This window comes from Epibacterium sp. Ofav1-8, assembly GCF_022348185.1.
In the GTDB taxonomy this organism is placed as follows: Bacteria; Pseudomonadota; Alphaproteobacteria; order Rhodobacterales; family Rhodobacteraceae; genus Epibacterium.
Map to the genome: position 1 here is coordinate 17,109 of NZ_JAKRFD010000014.1, position 19,275 is coordinate 36,383.

The window sequence follows — 19,275 nt, forward strand, 5'->3', positions numbered from 1 at the left end:
GGTGGGGACGAAACGGGTACGGCAGCCCTGCGCCGCACCCAATGAGTTCTGAGGTCCACGCCGCCCCATGGGCCGGCGTGGGTTTGCGCTTAGTTGCAGCGTTCCTCGATGTTGTTTTCCGCAGCATAGGCGGCGGAATCCTCTTCGATCAGCTCGCCGATCACCTCGGAATCCGTGGGATTGAACCCGGAGATCAGCGACCAGGTCTGGCTCTCCGCATCCCACTGGGTCACACCGACAAGCCCGGGGCCGCCGTGGTTTTCACAGCTTACGTCAAAGGACGGGCCAAAGTTCGGCATGCCAAGGGCGTTCATCTTGTCAGCCGTGATCGACAGCGCTTCCATCCCGTCACGCATCATCGAGGCGTCGATCTCGGCCGTGCCGTGGATCTCCTGAGCGGTTTTGGCCGCCTCCACGGCGAGCATCGCCGCATACATGCCACGGTTATAGAGCACATTGCCGATCTGATCGCCTGCGCCCGCCGCTAGACCTTTATCGACCACATGCGTCTGGATGTCGTCAAAGATCGGGAAGTCGCGACCGACGTTGTGGAAGGTCACGGCCTTGTAGCCATCCGCCTTGTCGCCGGCCGGCATCACGTCATGTTCGGCACCGGACCACCACACGCCAATGAAGTTTTCCATCGGGAAGCGGATGTTGGCGGCTTCCTGGATCGCCACCTGGTTCATCACGCCCCAGCCCCACATCACGACATTATCGGGACGGTCCCGGCGGATCTGAAGCCACTGCGACTTTTGCTCCTGCCCCGGATGGTCCACCGGCAGCAGGCTCAGCTCGAACCCGTGCTTTTCGGAAAGCTCCTCCAGCGTGCGGATCGGCTCCTTGCCGTAGGCGGAGTTGTGGTAGACCAGCGCGATCTTCTTGCCGTTCAGGTCGCCCCCATTTTCTTCGAGCAGATAGTTGATCACGCCCGAGGCCCCGTCCCAGTAGTTGGCCGGGTAGTTGAAGACGTTCGAGAAGACCTTGCCATTGGCGGCGGAGGTCCGGCCGTAGCCCATGGTGTGAAGCGGAATACCGTCTGCGGTCACTTTGGGAATCAGCTGGTAGGTGATCCCGGTGGAGAGCGGTTGATAGATCAGCGCGCCTTCGCCCTTGGTGGATTCATAGCATTCCACACCTTTTTCGGTGTTATAGCCGGTCTCGCATTCGATCACGCGGGCCTTGACGCCGCCGATGCCCCCGTCACGCTCGTTCACCAGGGTGAAATAGTCGTTGTAGCCGTCAGAGAACGGAATGCCGCCCGCGGCATAGGGGCCGGTGCGGTAGCTGAGATCCGGGAATACCAGATCGGCCATGGCCGGGCTTGCGGCAATCAGCGCACTCAGCGCTACGCTTGTCAGTTTCAGTTTCATCGGGTGTCATCCTCCCTGAATTTTTCCGATGTTTTTGTAGTTCGGGGCCGACCTCCTCTTGCCGCCCCCGGCGAATATCGTGTGGTCCGCCGCGCTAGTGCGGGAACGGCCAGAGCCGCAGTTTCTCCTTGGCGACACGCCAGAGCTGCGCGAGGCCGTGTGGCTCCAGGATCAGGAACGTGATGATCAGCCCGCCGACAATCACCAGCTGGAAATGCGCCACGATATCTGTGGGCCAGCCCAGCCAGTCGACGCCCACGACCTTGAGGATCACCGGCAGCAACACCAGAAATGCAGCCCCTGCAAAAGAGCCAAAGATCGACCCCAGACCGCCGATGATCACCATGAACAGCACAAGGAACGACTTGTTGATGCCAAAGGCCTCACCGACCTCGACCGCGCCGAGATAGACCGAGAAGAACAGCGCCCCGGAGATGCCGACAAAGAAGCCCGAGACCGCGAAGGCTGTCATTTTTGCCTTCAGGGGGTTCACGCCGATGATTTCAGCCGCAATGTCCATGTCGCGGATCGCCATCCATGTGCGCCCCTGGGTGCCCCGTGTCAGGTTGCGGGCCACAATGGCGCAGAACGTCAGGAAAATCAGGCAGAACATATAGGTCGCCCAGGCCGGTGCATTGGGGCCGGTGATGATAATGCCAAACACATCCCGTTCCGGTGCGTTGATCTGGCCAGAGGCCGAGTAGTTGTAGAACCACGGCACCCGGTTGAAGAGCCAGACCAGAAAGAACTGTGCCGCCAGGGTTGCCACCGCGAGGTAAAACCCCTTGATGCGCAAACTGGGCAAGCCAAACAGCACGCAGACCAGCGCCGTGATTCCCCCCGCCAGCAAGACGTGGATGAACATGGACACCTCGGGGAAGGCCGTCATCAGCTTGTAGCAGGCATAAGCGCCCACCGCCATGAACCCCCCGGTGCCCAGCGAAACCTGCCCGCAGTAACCAACAAGGATGTTCAGCCCGATCGCCGCGATCGCGTAGATCAGGAACGGCAACAGGATCGCATTGACCCAGTAGTCATTGACCAGAAACGGCACCACACCAAAGGCCACGGCCAGCACCGCATAATAGCGGTAGCGGTCGAATTTGATCGGAAAGGTCTGACTGTCCTCGACATAGGAGAGTTTGAAATCCCCGGCTTCACGGTAGAACATGGCTCAGAGGCTCCCTTCTTTGAATTTATCGTTCTGCATCAGACCTCTCCCCAGTTGGACTGCGCCGCGTCCCGCTGTGCGCGGGTCATCCGGTTGGAGGGTTTGGCGTAGCCCGTCCGCTCCGAGAACCGCACCAGTTTCAGATAGGCGAAGAGGCCCCCGAACAGCCCCAGCGCCGCCAGCAGAGTCGCGACGGTGATCTGCCCGGTCGTGTAGCCCTCGCCCGTCAGCGCAAGATAGCCAAAGGCCCAGAATCCGGACCACGCAATGACGTTCAGCACCGCGATCAGCTTGCTCATGACAGGGCCTCCCCGTTAACCATTTCGTCAGATTTCCGCGTTTCGCCACATTTTGCCCCAATCTGCCTCGCACGGTGCGCGTGGGAAAAGTGAGTGGGTGACATGACCGTAATGCTGGAGAGACTCCGGCAGCTGGATGCTGCACGGAAACGAGGTGATCTGACCGACGCGCAATATGCCGATGCCCGGTCAAAGCTTTTGTCGATGGTCGAGGATGCCGAGGTGGAACCCGCCGGACCGCGCGCGCGCAGGTCCGCGGCAGGGAAAGCGGCGCGTCCACGGCCCCGCCCGGCCGCCCCGTCTTCCACGCGCCGCACCGCACCGATGGTGGCTCCGCAGTCGGACCCCGCCGAGAGCCATGACATGTCGTTCTTCTGGGGGCTCATCCTTGTGGGGCTCTGCGCCGCGGGCTTGATGACCTTCCTCATCGGACGGCTCATCGGGGATATCACCATCGCATTGACGCTCGCGGTCACGGTCTTCGCCGCCGTGGTCATCGCCGCCTTCCAGCGGATGCAGAACTGAGTCTGCACACCGCCGGAGGGGGGGAGGATATGCGCCTCAAACCCGTTCAATGATCTTCTCGCCAAAGAGGCCCTGTGGGCGGAACACGAGGAAAATCAGCGCCAGAACATAGGCAAACCAGTTCTCGGTGGCACCGCCCACCATCGGGCCGATGAGGAACTCAAAGAGTTTCTCGCCCACGCCGATGATCAGCCCGCCCACAATGGCCCCGGGGATCGAGGTGAAACCACCCAGCATCAGCACTGGCAGGGCCTTGAGCGCGATCAGCGACAGCGAGAACTGCACGCCCGATTTTGTGCCCCACATGATGCCGGCAACCAGCGCGACAAATCCCGCAACCGACCAGACCAGCACCCAGATGAAGTTCAGCGAAATCCCCACCGACAGCGCCGCCTGGTGATCATCCGCCACCGCTCGCATGGCCCGGCCTTGCTTGGTGTACTGGCTGAACAACACGAGGCCGGTCACCAGAAGCGCTGCGATGACCGTCGCCACGATATCGAGATTGTCGATAAAGAAACCGTAGCCGAAGATCCCAAAGGTCGTCTCGTCAATCCAGAGGTTGATCCCTTGTGGCAGGCCCACATCAAGCGTCTTGATCTCGGACCCCCACATCAGATCCGCCACACCTTCGAGGAAATACGCAAGCCCGATCGTGGCCATAAAGAGGATGATCGGCTCTTGACCCACGAGGTGTTTCATCACGAGAACCTGCACCAGCCACGCCAGCACCACCATCACCACAACGGTCATCAGGATCGCCACGAAGGACGGAACCGTCCAGCCAAAGTGGGTGATATGGCCGCCAAAGACCGCGTTGATCATATGCGAGAACGGCACCTGCCCCTGCATGATCCCCACCAGCGTCATGGCCGCAAAAAGCGCCATCACGCCTTGGGCGTAGTTGAAGATGCCAGAGGCCTTGTAGATCAGCACGAAGCCCAGCGCGACCAGCGCATAAAGCACCCCGGCCATCAGCCCGTTCAGCGTCACCTCCATGGCAAAGATCAGTTGATCAGGCATGGTACGCCTCCTTGTTCATTGCTGTTGCGCAGGCGAAATCAGTCATGGGACACCCCCAGATAGGCGTCGATGACGTCCTGATTGTTGCGCACCTCATCCGGTGTGCCATCGCCAATCTTCTTGCCGTAATCCATCACCACCACCCGATCAGACAGGTCCATGACCACGCCCATGTCGTGCTCAATCAGGGCAATGGTGGTGCCGAACTCGTCGTTCACATCGAGAATAAAGCGGGACATGTCCTCTTTTTCCTCGACATTCATGCCGGCCATCGGCTCGTCCAGCAGCAACAGCTTCGGCTCTGCCGCCAAGGCGCGGGCGAGTTCGACGCGTTTCTTCAGACCGTAGGGCAGTCGCGCGACGGGGGTTTTGCGGATCGCCTGAATTTCAAGAAAGTCGATGATCTTTTCCACGACTTCGCGGTTCTCGACCTCTTCTTTCTCGGCGCGGCCTTTCCAGAAAGCCTGCTGAAACATGCCCGCCTTCATGTAGTTCAACCGCCCCGTCATCACGTTGTCGAGCACGCTCATCCCGTCAAACAGCGCGATATTCTGGAACGTGCGCGCAATTCCCTGCCGGGCCACCTCATAGGGTTTCATCGGGGGGCGTTTGGCCCCATGAAACCAGACCTCGCCTTCTTGCGGCACGTAAAAACCCGAAATCACATTCAGCATTGAGGATTTCCCGGCACCATTCGGGCCGATGATCGCGCGGATTTCCCCTTCGCGGATGTCAAAGGAGATATCCTTGATCGCCACCACGCCGCCAAACCGCAGGGTGATGTTCTTCATCTCCATGACCACGCCACCAATGGTGCGGCCATCCTCGGTCACATAGCTCTCAGCCGCATCAAGCATGGGCCACTCCTTTGGGATTTCGCGCCAGATGGGACGGCGGGCGGGGCGATGTGCAGCTTGCCTGCACGAGCGTCGTCAAAGCCGTCATTCCGCTGCCACCTGCTGTGCCATGGGGGATTGCACCTTCGCATCCACGCAGGTCAGCGTCGCACTGATCGCGCCTTTGCGGCCGTCTTCATAGGTGACCTCGGTCCGGGTCGAGATCTGCTCTGAGCCATCATAAAGCGCGGCAATAATGTCGGCGAATTTCTCCTCGACGATGCGACGGCGCACCTTGCGGGTGCGGGTCATTTCACCGTCATCTGCGTCCAGTTCCTTGTGCAGCACCACAAAGCGATGCACCTGACAGCCCGACAGCATCTCATCCTGCGCCACCGAGGCATTCACCGCCTCCACATGGTTCCGGATGGTCTCCAGCACGCGCGGATGACCGGCCAGCTCCTGATAGGAGGCATAGGCGATGTTGTTGCGCTCTGCCCAGTTGCCCACCGCCGTGAGGTCGATGTTGATGAAGGCCACACAGCGGTCGCGGCCATTGCCAAACAGCACCGCCTCCAGAATATCCGGATAGAACTTCAGCTTGTTCTCGACGTATTTCGGCGCAAACATCGCGCCGCTGGCCATTTTGCCAACATCCTTGGCCCGGTCGATGATCCGCAGATGGCCGGAGCTTTCCTCGATAAAGCCCGCATCACCCGTAGCGACCCAACCCTCGGCGTCCTTGGTCGAGGCGGTGGATTCCGCGTTCTTGTAGTATTCGACAAACGTACCCGGCGAGCGGTAATGGATCTCGCCCTTGTCGTCGATCTTGATCTCCACATCCGGCGCAGGCACGCCCACGGTATCGGCGCGCACTTCACCATCGGGCTGCACGGTGATGAACACCGTGGCCTCTGTCTGACCATAGAGCTGTTTGAGGTTGATCCCCAGCGAGCGGTAGAAATCAAAAATCTCCGGCCCGATCGCCTCCCCCGCCGTATAGCCGACACGGATACGGCCATAGCCAAGCGTATCCTTCAGGGGACCGTAGACCAAGAGATCCCCAAGGCGATACTTCAGCCGGTCCATCATGCCGACAGGTTTACCATCTAGGATCAGACCGCCGACTTTCTTGGCATGGGCCAGGAAGTGATGAAACATCTTCTGCTTCAGCTTGCCCGCGTCTTCCATGCGGATCATCACATTGGTGAGTTGACCCTCAAACACGCGCGGCGGCGCAAAGAAATAGGTGGGACCGATCTCGCGCAGATCCGTCATCATGGTGTCTTCGCTCTCGGGGCAATTGACGCAAAACCCGCACCAGTAGGACTGCCCCAGCGAAAAGATGAAATCCCCCACCCATGCCATCGGCAGATAGGACAGGATGTCTTCTTTTTCGGTGAGCTTGTCGAACATGCTCACATTCTTGGCGCTCTCGACAACATTGCGATTGGAGAGCACCACGCCCTTGGGCCGCCCGGTGGTGCCCGACGTATAAAGCATCACACAGGTGGAATCATAAGTGAGCTTGGCCTTGCGCGCCGCCAGATCATCGCTGAACTCATCGCGCGCGGCACGTCCCTGTTCCTGCACGTGGCTATATTGATGCAACTGGTGATGGTCGTATTTGCGCAGGCCCTTCGGGTCCACGTAGATCATGTGCTTGAGGTTGGTCAGCTGGTCCTTGACCTCGATGACCTTGTCGACCTGCTCCTGATCGCCGGCGATCACATAGGCCGCACCGCAATGATCCAGCACATAGGCCATCTCTTCGGCGCTGGAGTCCTGATAGACAGGCACCGGCACCGCACCAACACTTTGCGCCGCAACCATCGACCAATAAAGCGAAGGCCGGTTGCGCCCGATTATGGCGATAAAATCCCCCTCAGCCACGCCGAGGTTCAACAGACCCAAGGCAAGCGCCTCGATTTCCTCGGCGGTTTCCCTCCAGGTCCAGCTTTGCCAGATGCCAAACTCCTTTTCCCGGTAGGCCGGGCGGTTGGCATGGACAGTTGCGTTTCTCTCCAGCAGGGCCGGAACAGACATAAGCTGCCCGGCGCCAGACGATGTCTGCGCAGCGGTCTGAGACACGTATTTACTCCTCCCATATCCGGTCCTCCCCGACCGGATTGATCGCTTCTCCCACAGGTGCGGGATGCGATCCTTATGTCCGCATTAGGACTGCACCTTTGTAACAAAGCAAGTTTTTCGCGATGATTTCTGAAACCTATCGAATTGTAACAAGGTCGCGAAAATGCGACGCTGGGGTCGAGCCGACCGGCGGAAGAAGCCGCTTTGCCAATGCTGCGCAAGCTGCTAGCCCATACGTGGGGAGCTTAAATGAAACAGTCGACTGCACAGCGAATGGCGATGATTGACGCCGGTCTCAACCTGATTGCGCAGGCCATGTCGATCTATGACAGTGATTTGCGCCTCGCCGCCTGCAACCATCGTTTTCAGGAAATGTTCTCCCTGCCCCCCGAACTGGTGCAGGACGGTGCAAGCTTTGAGGACACCATCCGCTTCATTGCGGAGCGGGGCGACTACGGCCCCATTGATGACATCGAATCGTTCGTCCAGTTGCGCGTCGATCAGGCCCGCGCCTTTGTGCCCCATTATGTCGAACGCCAGCGCGCCAACGGGCATGTGATCTCGATCGAGGGCGCGCCTCTGCCGCAGGGCGGCTGGGTCACGGTTTACACTGACATCACCCGCACCAAACGGGTTGAGGAATTGCTGCGCACCCGGTCCGAGGAACTCTCGGATCAGGTGATGAGCTACACCGAGGAGCTTTCGGCCACCAACCGCAAGCTGGCCGCGACCATCACCACGCTGGAGGAAACCAAGCGTCAGCTCACCCAGACCGAGGCCCGCACGCGCCTGACCACCGAAATGATGCCCGCGCATATCGCCCATGTGGACCCGGAGGGATATTACACCTTCACCAACGGGCGTCTGAACAAGGTGTTTCCCGGGCGCCCTTCCGATATTCTTGGCGAACATATTGCTGACGCTCTGGGGCCAGCCGCATATGGCCGCATCGCCCCGCATCTGGACGCCGCCTATCAAGGCGAAAGCCCGGTGTTTGAGTTCACCGAAGATCACGACAGCCGCCGCCTGCGGGTGGCCTTTACGCCCGACAACGAGGGCGGTGTCTTTATCTTGTCGATGGATGTGACCGAGGAAACCCAGACCCGTGTCGCACTACAACAGGCCCGCAAACGCGAGATTGCAGCACAGATGACCAGCGGTCTGGCGCATGATTTCTCCAATCTCCTGACCATTATCCTCGGTATGCAGACCCGTCTGGCCCGTATTTCCCTGCCCGACGGTGCAGGCGAACTGGTTGAGGCGACGCTCTCGGCCGCACGACGTGGGGGACGTCTGCTGGACCGGATGGCGGAGATGACCAGCCATCGGGGATTGCGCCCGCAAGCCACCGATTTGCACGCGCTGCTGGAGGAGATGAAAATCCTCGCCACGCCGTCACTGCCGCAGGGCATTGGCCTCAGTGTGCTAGATAATACTGGCGAAGGGCGGTTCCTTCTGGATCCGGGCCGGTTGCAGGATGCGCTTTTGAACCTGATCCTGAACGCCCGCGACGCCTGTGGCACCACTGGACAAATCACGGTTGCCGCCCATTTGGTCGGCCAAACATGGATTGAGTTTTCCGTAAGCGACACCGGCCCGGGGTTTTCCAAACCGGCCCTGGAAAACGCGCTCAACCCGTTTTTCACCACCAAAGGTCAGGAAGGCTCGGGCCTCGGGCTGTCGATGGTCTATGACATGGTGAAATCCGCCGGGGGTGACATTCGCATCAGCAACACAGTGTCAGGTGCCATGGTCACATTGCGCCTGCCCCACCGCCCAGCGCCCATGGCAGCGGGTGGCATCGCCCTGTTGGTAGAGGACAGCGACGCGCTCCGGGCGACCTATCGGCAAGTGCTGATGGACCTCGGCTTTTCGGTGATTGAGGCCACCAGCGTGGACGAGGCCATAGCACTACTGGCCGATGTGGAAGGGATCGCGCTGATCCTGTCGGACATTAAACTCGAGGGCGAGGCCACCGGCGTCGATCTCTGTGCGCGGCTCGGGTCAGACGCGCCACCGGTCGTGTTGATGACCTCCCTGCCCCACACGGACCCGCTTTACCGCGCGGCATTGGCCTCTGCGCCGCTGTTGCCCAAACCCTTTGAAAGCTCCCACCTGATGGCGCTCCTGCAACAGAAGGCCGACCATGCGTGATGCCACCTCATCCCCGCTCGTGACCATCCTCGATGACGAGCCCGAGATCCGCCAGCTGCTGACCGAGACACTGGAAGATGCGGGCTATCGCACGCAAAGCTTTTCTCGCGCTCGCGATTTCGAGGCGGCGCTCAAACGGGTGACGCCGGATGTCTGTCTGGTGGATCTGTCACTGCCCGACACCGACGGGCTGGCGCTGGTTCATCGGCTGGCGCTGGAACAGGGCGCCAGCGTCATCATCATATCGGGCCGGGCGCAGGTGCAGGATCGGGTGACAGGGTTGGAGCTGGGGGCGGATGATTACATCACCAAGCCATTTGATCCCGCCGAGGTCGTCGCGCGCATCCGGGTGCGCCTGCGCGACACGCCGCGTGGTGGTCAAACGCCATCCGGGGATCGCGCACAATTCTCAGGCTGGACCGCACATTTCGACCGCTACGCGCTTGAGGATGAGAACGGAGGCGAGACCGCCTTTTCCCACGCCGAAGGCGAGGTGCTACGTCTGTTTCTGGAAAGCCCAAAGCGGCTGATCTCGCGCGCACAGATGATGGAACGCCTGGGCGGAGGCGCGGGCGACAGTTTCGACCGCGCCATGGATGTGCGGGTCTCGCGCCTGCGCACAAAATTGCGCGAGGACCCCAAGAACCCGCGCCTCATCAAAACCATCTATGGCGCAGGCTATATTTTCCTGGGCGATGTCAGCTGGAGCTGATCGTTTAAACCGGACACGGATACCCTGGTCGCGACGGGGGCGCTCCCGCCCCTGCAGGTGCCTTGCCTGCGGCAAAACCCCTTGGCAGCGTTGGGCCGAGCGCTTGCCCTGCCGGGCAAGCGGTCACGCCGCGCCGCAGGCGCGGCGCCGGGCCCAACGGGAGCGGAGGAGATTTCTCCTCCGGCGACGGGCGGGAGGGCCCCCGCCTCTTGCAGCGGTGATTCGGGTGGCGTAAAAAGAGCTATGGCCACCTGTCTGCTCTATCGCCACGCTGAAACCCGCCCTGCCCGGTTCTATCGGATCGAACTGGCAATGAACCTCTTTGACGAGGTCTCGCTCTTGCGGGAGTGGGGCATCAAAGGGGGCAAGGGGTGCTCAACGATCAACATCTTCGGCAATCTGCGCGAGGCCTCGGTCGCGGCAGATCGCCATCGTCACCGGATGTTGAAACGCGGCTACGACCGCGCCTGAGTACGACAGCTCCGACTGCCTGCATCCGGCGCATCGCTCACCGCGCGCTCACACCCAATGCAGTTTGACCCTTTTAACCCGGACGCCCCTCCCCTAGTAGTTCTGCAAAAGGATCGAAGGGGCGCGCATGTCAGAGATAACGCTGGTCCGCCACGGCCAGGCCAATACCGGGGCACGGGACGAAGCCAGCTACGACAAGCTGAGCGCCCTTGGTCATCAGCAGGCCCAATGGCTGGGTAACTATCTGCGCAACTGCAAGGACCACTACGCCCGCATCTATTGCGGCACCCTGACCCGGCACGAAGAAACCGCCCGCGCCATGGGCTTTGATGCGGGGCAATTGATCCGCGACCCCCGCCTCAACGAGATGGAATATTTCACCCTCGCACAGAGGATGGAAGCCCAGCACGGCCTGCCGATCCCGCAAGAACGTGAAGGATTTGTCGCCCATCTCCCACAGGTTTTTGCCGCGTGGGAGGCCGACAAGATCGGCGCGCCGCCAGAAAGCTGGCGCGACTTTGAATCCCGGACCAAAGCCGCACTCGCGGAGATCGCAGACGGTGAAGGCCCTGCATTGGTGGTCACATCAGGCGGGCTGATCTCCATGGTGATGCGTCAGTGTCTGGGGCTCGATACGGCCGCAACCGCGCGTATGGCGCTGGCGATCATGAACACCTCGCTGCACCGTTTGCACAATATCGGCGGGACCTATGCGCCGGTTCTCTTTAATGCGGTGCCGCATCTGGAAGAGCCGGACCGGCAATACGCGCGCACCCACCTCTGAGATCCCGCACAGGAGACAGCCATGCAACTTTACTACGCGCCCCACACCATCTCCATTGCGGTCGCCATCGCGCTCGAAGAGGCCGGCCTCACCTATGAGGCCATCAAGATCGATTTTGCCGAAAAACAGCAAACAACCAAAGCCTATCATCAGATCAACCCGAAGGGCCGCGTGCCGGCATTGGTGGTCGATGGCGGCATCCTCACAGAGACCGGTGCGCTGTTGGAGTATATTGCCGATCTGGCGCCTGATGCGGGGCTGCGCCCCACCGATCCGGTCCTGATGGCCCGCATGCGCGAGGTGATGTTCTATCTTGCCTCCACCATGCATGTGAACCACGCCCACAAAATGCGGGGCCACCGCTGGGCCTCCAATCCGGCGTCATTCAAGGACATGAAACGCAAGGCGCCCGAAACCATGGCCGCCTCCTGCGACTACATCTGCAACCACGGCCTGCGCGGCCCATTTGTGCTCGGGGAAACGCTCAGCCTCGCGGATTGTTACCTCTACGTGGTCTGCACCTGGCTCGAGGGGGATGGCGTCAAGGTTGATCGCTTTCCCAAGATCAGAGCCTTTATGGACGCGATGGAAGCCCGCGACAGCGTCAAGACTGTACGCGCCAAAGATATGCTTTGAAGGACAAGACTATGACACATCTCTGGGTCCGGGCCGAGCAACGCCCGAACGAGGATCGCGTGGGCCTGACGCCTGCGGGGGCAAAGGCCCTGTTGGACGCAGGCATTCGCGTCACCGTCGAAAAGAGCCGCAGCCGCGCCATCCCGCTGCAAGGCTACATCGACGCAGGCTGCGAGATTGCGGCAGAAAACTCCTGGCCCGACGCGCCGCGCGACGCGATCATCTTTGGCCTGAAAGAACTGCCCGAGGACGGCACCCCCCTGCCCCATCGCCACATCATGTTCGGCCATGCCTTCAAGGGCCAGCACTCCGGCAAGGAGCTTTTGCGACGGTTCCGCGAGGGTGGCGGGACGCTGTATGATCTGGAATATCTTGTGGACGAAACCGGACGCCGGGTTGCCGCCTTTGGCTATTGGGCGGGTTATGCGGGGGCTGCCGTGACACTCAAGGCCTGGGCTGCGCAACAACGCGGTGAAGTCTGTGGCCCGGTTGGTGTCTACAAAGACAAGGACGCTCTGCTCTCTGATCTGGGAGAGGAGCTGGATGCATCCGGCGCTGAGCGTCCCACCGCCATTGTCATCGGCGCCCTGGGGCGCGTGGGCACCGGCGCGGCGGACCTCTGCGAGGCGATGGGCGTCACAGTCACCAAATGGGATATGAAAGAGACCGCCAGCGGCGGGCCGTTTCCCGAGATCCTGAACCACGATCTGTTCCTGAACTGCATCTTTGCCCGCCCCGGCACACCCGTTTTTGTGCCGCAAGACGCGCTTCAGGCCGACCGCAAACTGACCGCAATTGGCGATGTGGCCTGCGACCCCGACAGCGACTACAATCCGGTTCCGGTCTACTCCCGTGCCACCACGTGGGACGCACCTGTGCTGCGTGTTGCCAACGCCCCGGTGCTGGATGTGATGGCCATCGACAACCTGCCCTCGATGCTGCCCGCCGAGAGCTCCGAGGATTATGCAGACCAGCTGCTGGCCAGCCTCTTGACCCTGTCCGATCTGGATGCGGGTGTCTGGAGCCGGGCCAAGGCAGTCTTTGACGAACATGTGGCGGGCTAACCAGCCTGCCCGGACGAAGGAGAACAACTATGACTATTCACTGGTGCGGCACTGGCCTCTCCGCCATCCCCGGCCTGCGTCGCCTGCTCGAAGCGGGTCACGACGTGGCCGTCTGGAACCGCACACCGGAAAAAGCCGCCGAGGCCGTTGGCGACCTCACCACCAACATCCACAAGTTTTCCATCGCGCGTCTGTCGGAACTCCTCAGCCCCGCTGACGTGGTGGTCTCGATGCTGCCCGGCGACTGGCATGTCGAACTGGCAGAGCTCGCCATCAACAATGGCGCGCATTTTGTGTCCTCCTCCTATATCTCGCCAGAGATGCGGGCGCTGGATCAGAAAGCCAAGGACGCAGGCGTCGCGCTGGTCAATGAGGTCGGGCTTGATCCGGGCATTGATCACCTGATGGCACATGCCCTGGTCGCCGAATATGCGGAATCTCCCGCCTTCGACCCCGACAATGAGATCAGCTTTCTGTCTTATTGCGGCGGCATCCCCAAAACACCGAACCCTTTCCGCTACAAGTTCAGCTGGTCGCCACTGGGCGTGCTCAAGGCACTGCGGTCCCCCTCCCGCTCGATCCGCGATTTTGAGGTCCTGGACGTGGCACGCCCTTGGGATGCAATCTCCACCTATGACGCGCCTCTGGCCACGCCAGAGAGCTTTGAGGTCTATCCCAACCGCGACAGCCTGCCCTTCATGGCGCAATACCACTTCGACAAGGACTGGAAGGTCAAAACCTTCGTGCGCGGCACGCTGCGTCTGGATGGCTGGACCAAGGCCTGGGCGGATGTCTTCAAAGAGGTTGAGACGCTTGAAGGCCCCGAAGGCGATGCCCGGCTCAAGGAAATGTCCGACCAGTTCTGGGATGAGAACGCCTATGACGAGGGCGAGCCGGACCGCGTGGTGCTCTGCGTGGACCTCAAGGCGGAAAAAGACGGCCAGACCAAATGGCATAAGACCTATGTGATGGACGCATGGGGCGACGAGCGCGGCAGCGCCATGGCGCGTCTGGTGTCCTATCCGGTGTCCTTCGCGATCGAGGCCGCGATGAACGGCAAGATCGCCCCCGGCGTCAGCGCCGCGCCGAGTGATCCGGCGCTTGTGGACAGCTGGATGGGGCGCATCGGCGCGCTGGCCCAGCACCTTCAGGTGGTGTCACACCGCTCCTGAGATCGGTGAGATAAAAAGAGCCCCGTCAGAGAAATCTGGCGGGGCTTTCTTATGTTAGTTACCGCCCCATGACATCCTCGGCGGCGGCTGTCACATCAACGCCCAGCGCTTCCAATCCCGCCTCGATGTCGTAGGCAAGGTTCGGGGTCGCGAGGAGATAATCCTCGGTTGGCGTGGTTTTCTCGGCGCGCGCCGTGGCCACCGCCTGACCAAACTCCTCCGCCTCAAATACACCGCGCCCCACCCAGACCAGAGCCACAAGCTCCGCCTGCTCGTCCTCGTTCATATCGGCAATGAAGGCGCGCAGCTCAGGTTCCGCACGCTCGATTTCGCGCGCCATCAGCGCGACCTGTTCCGCCTTGTTGCTTGCAATCTCGACCATCCTGCGCGTCCTTCCATGAAGCTATCGGGTGCTGCAACAGTGACACCCATGGCAGGCCGCGACCTTGATCTACAGCAAATCAGGCCATACCGGCCTCACGCATGCGCGCCTGACGTCCAAAGAGGGCAAGCGGCTGGCTGCGCCCGCGCAAGGGCGCCGGTTCCAGCGCAATCCAGCCCTCGCGCGCGGGCTCCGCTGCCGCCTCAAGCACCGCGCCCGATACGATGATCTCCATCTCACAGGTCTTGGTCATCTGCTCCAGCCGCGCCGCGATGTTCACCGTGTCGCCAAGGGCGGTGTACTCCAGCCGGTCCTCATCACCGACCACGCCGGAAAACACCTCACCCCAATGCAGCCCGATCCCCACATGCACGGCGCTGCGTCCGTCTTGCAGCCGCGCATCGGACCAATCGTGCATTTCATCCGAGAGACGCCGCGCGCAGTTCAATGCCCGGTCCGGTGCGCCCTCGCCGTCAAACAACAACATCGCACCATCCCCGATGAACTTGTCCACCATGCCACCGGTCTCGCGCGCGGCGCGCTGGACGCGTGTACGGTACTCCGTGACAAAGGCGCCAACCTCCGCCGGATCGCGCCCTTCGGCCCAGGAGGTAAAGCCGCGAATGTCCACGAACATCACCCCCATGTCCTGCCGCTGTTCCTGACGCATGTCGTCCAGGTTCTCGCCCTGCACCCGATCTGCCAGCCGTGCTGGCAAATAGCGCGTCAGCAGCAGGCGTTTCTCCGTCTCGATCAGCGCGCGATGCAACAGATCCCGCAGCGCCGCCGCGGCCACCACCAGAACCACACCCGCCAGCAGGATCATCGTCAGCCGCACGATATTGGGCGGCACCGACACCAGGTGTTTCACCCGATCGGCGATATCGGGCGAGACCGTCACCTCGCTGACAAAGCTCAGATAGCCCAGCCCGCCGACGATCAGGGCCACGCAATAGGCCTGAAGGTAGGGATTGAACCGCAGCACCGCAAAGGCCAGCACCACCGGCACCAGCCATGTAGGTGGCAACAGGAATGTCAGCGCTCCGGGCATGGAGACATTCTCCAGCCCCACCCAGGCATTCACCAGCATGAACAGGCAATCGAGCGTCACAACCGGCCAGACCATCCAGCGGCGAAACCGTCCGCTGCGGGCCAGCCACAGGCTGAACACCCCGAGGGCCAGATACAAGACCATCGACAGGACCGCAAAGATCCACTGCCTGCGCAGGAAATCGGCGATTTCCTCCGGGGGTTCCCCGACCGCAAGGAAGAACACCACCATCAAGCCCAGCGCCACAAAGATCCGCAGGATCGAAACGACCTTTTCCGCCCGCAGTTCCGCTTCGCGCAGCAGCGCCGCATCCGGCGCTATCCGGCGACGTGGCAGCCGCATCATTCGCCCGGGCGCTCCAGCGCCACCACCTGCGACACGCTCTCGGGGTTCAGCTCTTCAAAGTCAAAGTTGTCGAGCCGCTGCGCCCGCCGCCCGGCCTTGTCGGCGCTGATCTTGATGTCGGCGATATCCTTCTGCGCCTGGTTGAAATGCCGGTCGAGATTGCCGACCCGGTCGCCGAGGCGCTCCACATCCTTGTGCAGCAGGCCCAGTTCCTTGCGGATCGCGCCGGCCTGTTCGCGCATGCGTGCGTCTTTCAGGATCGCACGCATGGTGTTGAGGGTCGCCATGCAGGTGGTGGGCGACACGATCCAGACCTTGAGCGAGAACCCCTCGCGCACCACGTCGGAGAAATTCGCGTGCAATTCCGCATAGACCGCCTCGGACGGCAGGAACAGCAGCGCCCCGTCGGCGGTTTCGCCATCCAGGATGTATTTCTCCGAGATGTCCCGGATATGCTTGCGCAGCGCGCCCTTCAGAAGCCGCGCCGCCTGCGCCCGCTCCTCCTGCGTCTCGGCATTGCGCAGCGCCTCATAGGGTTCCAACGGGAACTTGCTGTCGATCACGATCGGTCCCGGCGGGTTGGGCAGATGGATCAGGCAGTCCGCCCGCTTGCCGTTCGACAGCGTGTACTGAAACGCATAGGCATCGCTGGGAAGCGCCTTTGACACGATGTCATTGAGCTGGATTTCTCCGAACGCCCCGCGGGTCTGCTTGTTCGACAGGATGTCCTGCAACGACAACACATCGCCTGACAGTTTGGTGATATTGTCCTGCGCCTTGTCGATCACCGCGAGCCGTTCCTGCAATTGCGTCAGCGAGGTGGCGGTGCGCTTGGCGTTGCCGTGCAGGCTCTCGGTCATGCGCTCCTGCATATCGGTCATGGCGCGGGCTTGTTTCATGGCATTCTCGGCCAGCCGGTCGTTCATGCGCTGCTGCACGTCGCCCAGCCGGGCCTCCATGGTCTGAAGGATCTGCAACTGGGCATTGGCCTGGGTATCCGACACGGTCTGCAAATTGCCGCGCAGCGCCTCCTGCCCGGAGGACAACTGCTGCGCCACCTGTCCAAGCGTGCTCATCTGCTGGGTCAGCGGCTCGATGGCGCGCGCCGCCCGTGCGGAATTGCGCATCGACTGGATCAATAGAACAAACAGCAGGACCACCCCCACGGCAGCCCCGAGCAGGATCATTCCCAGCGAGTCCATATTGGCGATGGCGGAGTCCATGCCTTGCATCAGATATTCCTTCAGCTGCGACCGAACAGGCGTTCGATGTCAGCGAGTTTGAGTTCCACATAGGTTGGGCGGCCATGGTTGCACTGGCCGGAGTGAGGCGTCTCTTCCATCTCGCGCAGAAGCGCGTTCATCTCCTCGCCGCGCATCCGCCGCCCGGAGCGGATCGAGCCATGGCAGGCCACACGCGACAGGATCGCCTCCAACCGCGCCTGTACCAACTGGCTGTCGCCCTGATCGGCCAGTTCATCCAGAATGTCGCGGATCATCGCCTCGGCATTGACCTCGCCCAGAATGGCCGGAGTTTCGCGCACGGCCACGGCACTGCCGCCGAAGGCTTCGATCCCGAGGCCGAATTTTGCCAGATCATCGGCCACGTCCAGCAGACGCGCGCAATCGCCATCCGAGAGCTCGACAATCTCCGGGATCAGCAGCCCCTGGGTGGCAACGCCACTCTCGGCCATCTGGTGTTTGAGTTTTTCATAGACCAGCCGTTCATGCGCGGCATGTTGGTCGACGATCACCATACCGTCGCGGGTCTGGGCAATGATGTAGTTTTCATGCACCTGCCCGCGCGCCGCGCCCAAGGGCAGATCCTCGACCGGGTGCGTTTCTGGCTCTGCTGCGGCGTCTTCGACCAGACGGCCACTGTAGGCGCCGGACATCTCGGCAAAGCCGGCAGGTTCCGCCGGTGGCGGCGCAGGCCAGGACGGTGCGGGCGGCTGACCGGGGGCTTGCGCCGCATAAGAACTGTTGCGTGCGCCCAGGGACGGCCGATCCATCTGATAGACCCTCGGCGCTCCCGTCGCGGTGGGTTGCTCGGGCCGCATCGCGCCCAACGTCGCCCCCGCCACAGTGCTGGAGGCACGGTGGCCAGCGTCCGCCAGCGCATGGCGCAACGCGGAGACAATCAGCCCGCGCGCCAGTCCGGGATCGCGAAACCGCACCTCGGATTTTGCCGGGTGGACGTTCACATCCACCAGCGTCGGATCGCAATCGATGAACAAGGCTGCCGCCGGATGTCGATCGCGGCTGAGGAAATCCATATAGGCCGCCCGCAGCGCGCCGGTGAGCATCTTGTCCTTCACCGGCCGGGTGTTCACGAACAGGAACTGCGTCACCGCAGCCCCGCGCGAATAGGTCGGCAGCGCTGCATAGCCATAAAGGCGGATGCCCTCGCGCGTCGCGTCGATCTTCAGCGCGTTCTCTGCAAATTCGCGACCAATCACATGCGCAAGCCGGCCATGCAGCGCATCAAAGAGATCGCCGCTCATGGGGTCGGCGCGGAATGTCACACGTCCCTCACCGCCGCCGGAAACATCCCGCAAGGTGAAGCCCACGGCAGGTTCCGCCATCGCCAGTCGCTTCACGGTGTCGGAAATCGCCTGCGTTTCTGCGCGGTCGGTGCGCATGAACTTCAGCCGTGCAGGCGTGGCAAAGAACAGATCGCGCAGCTCCACGATGGTGCCCTGACGCAGCGCGGCAGGTTTCACTGGCTCCATATGTCCGCCCGCGACGCGGAGTTGGGCCGCGTCATGGCCCTCCGCCCGGCTGGTGATGGTGAGACGGCCAACCGCGCCCAAACTGGGCAGGGCCTCGCCACGAAACCCGAATGTGTGGATATTGAGCAGATCCGAGCCGTCGATCTTGGACGTCGCATGACGCGACAGGGCAAGCGGCAGATCTTCAGGCGACATGCCACAGCCATTGTCGGTCACCCGGATCAGCGTCTTGCCGCCATCTGCGATCTCGACCGTGATGCGGGTCGCCCCGGCGTCGATGGCGTTCTCCACCAGCTCCTTGACGGCGGAGGCCGGGCGTTCGACCACCTCACCCGCAGCGATGCGGTTGATGGCGCTGTCGTCCAGCTGGCGAATGACAGGCCGGTGGGTCTCTATCGCTTGGGAGACAGGGTTTTCGCTGATTTGGGGGTCGATCGTAGCCATGACCCAAGATT

The 19,275-nt window shown here is 61.8% G+C and carries 18 protein-coding genes; 8 read left to right on the top strand and 10 right to left on the bottom strand.

Annotated elements, in window-relative coordinates:
* Positions 1-89: 89 nt before the first annotated feature.
* The 3 genes from MHM97_RS18940 to MHM97_RS18950 form a co-directional block, all read right to left on the bottom strand.
* Positions 90-1,373, bottom strand: a complete 1,284-nt coding sequence (locus MHM97_RS18940; protein ID WP_239324414.1) for an ABC transporter substrate-binding protein — start codon at positions 1,371-1,373, stop codon at positions 90-92.
* Between the two features lie 94 nt (positions 1,374-1,467).
* Positions 1,468-2,544: a branched-chain amino acid ABC transporter permease gene (locus tag MHM97_RS18945; RefSeq protein ID WP_239324424.1), complete on the bottom strand. Its 1,077-nt coding sequence runs from the start codon at positions 2,542-2,544 to the stop codon at positions 1,468-1,470.
* A gap of 38 nt (positions 2,545-2,582) precedes the next feature.
* On the bottom strand, positions 2,583-2,843 hold the full coding sequence (locus tag MHM97_RS18950) for a hypothetical protein (RefSeq protein ID WP_239324426.1): 261 nt from the start codon (positions 2,841-2,843) through the stop codon (positions 2,583-2,585).
* 102 nt (positions 2,844-2,945) lie between these two features.
* Between MHM97_RS18950 and MHM97_RS18955 the strand changes: the two genes are divergently transcribed.
* Complete coding sequence (locus MHM97_RS18955; RefSeq protein WP_239324428.1) at positions 2,946-3,368, top strand: SHOCT domain-containing protein; 423 nt, start codon at positions 2,946-2,948, stop codon at positions 3,366-3,368.
* A gap of 36 nt (positions 3,369-3,404) precedes the next feature.
* Here the strand turns inward: MHM97_RS18955 and MHM97_RS18960 are convergent, their stop codons facing one another.
* The 3 genes from MHM97_RS18960 to MHM97_RS18970 all read right to left on the bottom strand — a co-directional run bounded on the left by MHM97_RS18960 (position 3,405) and on the right by MHM97_RS18970 (position 7,273).
* Positions 3,405-4,391: a branched-chain amino acid ABC transporter permease gene (locus MHM97_RS18960; protein WP_239324430.1), complete on the bottom strand. Its 987-nt coding sequence runs from the start codon at positions 4,389-4,391 to the stop codon at positions 3,405-3,407.
* Positions 4,392-4,429: 38 nt separating this feature from the next.
* On the bottom strand, positions 4,430-5,248 hold the full coding sequence (locus MHM97_RS18965; protein ID WP_005659446.1) for an ABC transporter ATP-binding protein: 819 nt from the start codon (positions 5,246-5,248) through the stop codon (positions 4,430-4,432).
* 84 nt (positions 5,249-5,332) lie between these two features.
* Complete coding sequence (locus MHM97_RS18970) at positions 5,333-7,273, bottom strand: AMP-binding protein (protein ID WP_239324639.1); 1,941 nt, start codon at positions 7,271-7,273, stop codon at positions 5,333-5,335.
* A 294-nt stretch (positions 7,274-7,567) separates the two neighbouring features.
* Between MHM97_RS18970 and MHM97_RS18975 the strand changes: the two genes are divergently transcribed.
* The 7 genes from MHM97_RS18975 (at position 7,568) to MHM97_RS19005 (ending at position 14,311) form a co-directional block, all read left to right on the top strand.
* Positions 7,568-9,472 carry a hybrid sensor histidine kinase/response regulator gene (locus MHM97_RS18975; protein ID WP_239324431.1) on the top strand — a complete coding sequence of 635 codons (1,905 nt, stop codon included), beginning with the start codon at positions 7,568-7,570 and terminating at the stop codon, positions 9,470-9,472.
* Entirely contained in the window at positions 9,465-10,184 is a 720-nt protein-coding gene (locus MHM97_RS18980; protein WP_239324433.1) for a response regulator transcription factor, read from the top strand. Before MHM97_RS18975 ends, MHM97_RS18980 begins: the two co-directional genes overlap by 8 nt.
* 243 nt (positions 10,185-10,427) lie before the next feature.
* A complete protein-coding gene (locus tag MHM97_RS18985; protein ID WP_239324435.1) occupies positions 10,428-10,655 on the top strand; it encodes a WGR domain-containing protein in 228 nt (75 codons plus the stop codon).
* Between the two features lie 127 nt (positions 10,656-10,782).
* The gene (locus MHM97_RS18990) at positions 10,783-11,439 is read left to right on the top strand and encodes a histidine phosphatase family protein (protein WP_239324437.1); all 657 of its coding nucleotides are present in this window, start codon (positions 10,783-10,785) and stop codon (positions 11,437-11,439) included.
* Between the two features lie 21 nt (positions 11,440-11,460).
* Entirely contained in the window at positions 11,461-12,075 is a 615-nt protein-coding gene (locus MHM97_RS18995) for a glutathione S-transferase family protein (RefSeq protein ID WP_239324440.1), read from the top strand.
* 11 nt (positions 12,076-12,086) lie between these two features.
* On the top strand, positions 12,087-13,139 hold the full coding sequence (locus tag MHM97_RS19000) for a saccharopine dehydrogenase (RefSeq protein ID WP_239324442.1): 1,053 nt from the start codon (positions 12,087-12,089) through the stop codon (positions 13,137-13,139).
* Positions 13,140-13,168: 29 nt separating this feature from the next.
* Positions 13,169-14,311, top strand: coding sequence for a saccharopine dehydrogenase family protein (locus MHM97_RS19005; RefSeq protein ID WP_239324444.1), 1,143 nt, complete (start codon positions 13,169-13,171; stop codon positions 14,309-14,311).
* Between the two features lie 58 nt (positions 14,312-14,369).
* Here MHM97_RS19005 and MHM97_RS19010 read toward each other — a convergent pair whose 3' ends face one another.
* From MHM97_RS19010 to mutL, 4 genes are all read right to left on the bottom strand, one after another.
* Entirely contained in the window at positions 14,370-14,693 is a 324-nt protein-coding gene (locus MHM97_RS19010; protein ID WP_009177776.1) for a DUF3775 domain-containing protein, read from the bottom strand.
* A 79-nt stretch (positions 14,694-14,772) separates the two neighbouring features.
* Positions 14,773-16,089 carry an adenylate/guanylate cyclase domain-containing protein gene (locus MHM97_RS19015; protein ID WP_239324446.1) on the bottom strand — a complete coding sequence of 439 codons (1,317 nt, stop codon included), beginning with the start codon at positions 16,087-16,089 and terminating at the stop codon, positions 14,773-14,775.
* Positions 16,086-17,321 (bottom strand): DNA recombination protein RmuC, encoded by a 1,236-nt coding sequence (locus tag MHM97_RS19020; RefSeq protein ID WP_239324448.1) that lies wholly within the window; start codon positions 17,319-17,321, stop codon positions 16,086-16,088. The genes MHM97_RS19015 and MHM97_RS19020 overlap by 4 nt, the downstream gene beginning before the upstream one ends.
* 11 nt (positions 17,322-17,332) lie before the next feature.
* On the bottom strand, positions 17,333-19,264 hold the full coding sequence (gene mutL / locus MHM97_RS19025) for a DNA mismatch repair endonuclease MutL (RefSeq protein ID WP_239324450.1): 1,932 nt from the start codon (positions 19,262-19,264) through the stop codon (positions 17,333-17,335).
* Between the last annotated feature and the right edge of the window lie 11 nt (positions 19,265-19,275).